Below are 2003 nucleotides of genomic sequence, written 5' to 3'. Positions count from 1 at the left end.
GTAGATTAGCAGGTAGTTCGTCACTTTATTTTTTAGAGAAAATAAATGACACTTGGCAGATAAAATGTATTAAAGCACTTACAATTTCATAAAAGGTAATTCTATTCTAAAGCCTCTTCATCTTCCTTTACGATATTCGGAAAAATTAACGGCACAATACCTTTGACAGGTTTATACAAAACTGATTCATTCAATTGCTCTTCAGTAAGAAAAGGGATGGTTCTATTTAATTTGCTAAAACAACCTAAATAAAAAGAAGATTACTACTTGTATTAGTTAATGGTAGTTTGTATATTAGTACTTTACAGGTATTGGTATTCTGCTAAAATTGATAATCAAACTGTCTCTCTTGGTGAAAATTACGTCAGAACCATCTGTGGCGATGTTTATGAAGAATTAATATATACTTATGAGGTCTGTGAAACTACTTCTGACAATCCGTATGTAGATCCGTACGATGACAAAGATTATGATGGAAGCGGTGAGCCAAACAATGGCACTCAACAAGTTCAAAAATTTAATACTGATGAGTTAACTGCCGACCAAAAACAAAAACTTGAAGATGCAATAGAAATCTTAGAGGAAAACTGTCTTGGCAAAGCACTTATTGATGCTATAGAAAATGTTAAAATTAAAATAGGCACATCAATAGATTCTGCTGGAGGTGCTTATGTACCTGAAACAAATACCATAGGTTTTAAATCAGATAGACATATCTCTTCAGATATTTTAGGGGCTGAACTTATGCATGCCTACCAACAACAATTGTATGGCACGCTTGATGATATAAGTAGCAGTAGTGACCATAAAGGAGGTTCTAATATAGAATTTGAAGAAAAAGCATTCAATATTCAAAAAGATATATTAAATGGCGAAGGAATGTTAACTTTTCCCGGTGAGGAAAAATTAACAGCTTGGCTAATCGATATAGAAATAAAATATTCAAATAAAACATTAAATTTAAGCAGTTCTGATTTGTCAGGTTGGTATAATGCTCTAGAATCCTTCCAGCAATTTCACAAAGGCAATAAAAAAGATATGTATGGAGCTCCAATAGACTATAATCAAAAACCCGATGCTATATTAAACTTAATGAATAAAACTAAAGAATTAGACTGCTAAAATTATATAACTATGAAATCAAAAAAAATATTATTTGCATTATTTCTATTTTCAATAATTCAAATTTCTAATGGACAAGTAACGCCAATTGAGAAAATAGTTGATTCTAAGAAAACAACTTATTTAACTAATCACCATAGTGATTATATTTCTAGCGTTGAAGCTCAATCATATGAAGTAAAATTAAAACTTCAAGAGGAACTAAAAATAAATGATAACATTCATCCTTTATTTATTAAAAACTGTCTTAATCAGAATACATACAGTTCGTTGAAGAACCATAAAGTAATTTTTATAATTGAATACGTTTGTGACGAAAATGGAGATGTTTTATCTTGTAGTTTAATTAATTACGGGAACAAAGTTTCAGTTTCAAATTCTGAAGTTGAATGTATACTAACAGCAGCTATGAACAGTAACTTTGATTTTAATGCCCCAAGCAGTATCGGTCAATTTAAAGTCAGAATAATGAAACATTTTAAGTTTAAAAATTAGCTTCATAATAAAAGAAATAACACTTGGCAGATAAAATGTATAAAAGTGCTTACAATTTCTTAAAAGTAATTTTATTCCAAAGTAACATCATCTTCCTTTACGATATTCGGAAAAATTAACGGCACAATACCTTTGACAGGTTTATACAAAACTGATTCATTCAATTGCTCTTCAGTAAGAAAAGGTATTGTTCTATTTAATTTACTAAAACAACCTAAATAAAAAGAAGATTACTACTTGTATTAGTTAATGGTAGTTTGCATATTAGTACTGTACAGGTATTGGTATTCTGCTAAAATTGATAATCAAACTGTCTCTCTTGGTGAAGATTACGTCGAAACCATCTGTGGTGATATTCATGAAGAATTAATATATACTTATGAGGT

Annotated in this window: 2 protein-coding genes; both read left to right on the top strand. The window is 29.7% G+C overall.

Going from position 1 to position 2003, the window contains the following annotated elements:
- Nucleotides 1-279: 279 nt before the first annotated feature.
- The gene (locus tag EGM88_RS15520) at nucleotides 280-1122 is read left to right on the top strand and encodes a type III secretion system effector protein (RefSeq protein ID WP_123899331.1); all 843 of its coding nucleotides are present in this window, start codon (nucleotides 280-282) and stop codon (nucleotides 1120-1122) included.
- Between the two features lie 12 nt (nucleotides 1123-1134).
- The gene (locus tag EGM88_RS15515; RefSeq protein WP_123899330.1) at nucleotides 1135-1617 is read left to right on the top strand and encodes a hypothetical protein; all 483 of its coding nucleotides are present in this window, start codon (nucleotides 1135-1137) and stop codon (nucleotides 1615-1617) included.
- Nucleotides 1618-2003 lie beyond the last annotated feature (386 nt).

The organism is Aureibaculum marinum, from assembly GCF_003813905.1.
GTDB classification, from domain to species: domain Bacteria; phylum Bacteroidota; class Bacteroidia; order Flavobacteriales; family Flavobacteriaceae; genus Aureibaculum; species Aureibaculum marinum.
This window is presented reverse-complemented; position numbering and strand designations above follow the sequence as displayed.

What these genes read in the sequence shown, in the direction of transcription:
- EGM88_RS15520 (WP_123899331.1), top strand. Translation starts at nt 280, where the DNA reads ATGGTAGTTTGTATATTAGTACTTTACAGGTATTGGTATTCTGCTAAA.
- EGM88_RS15515 (WP_123899330.1), top strand. Translation starts at nt 1,135, where the DNA reads ATGAAATCAAAAAAAATATTATTTGCATTATTTCTATTTTCAATAATT.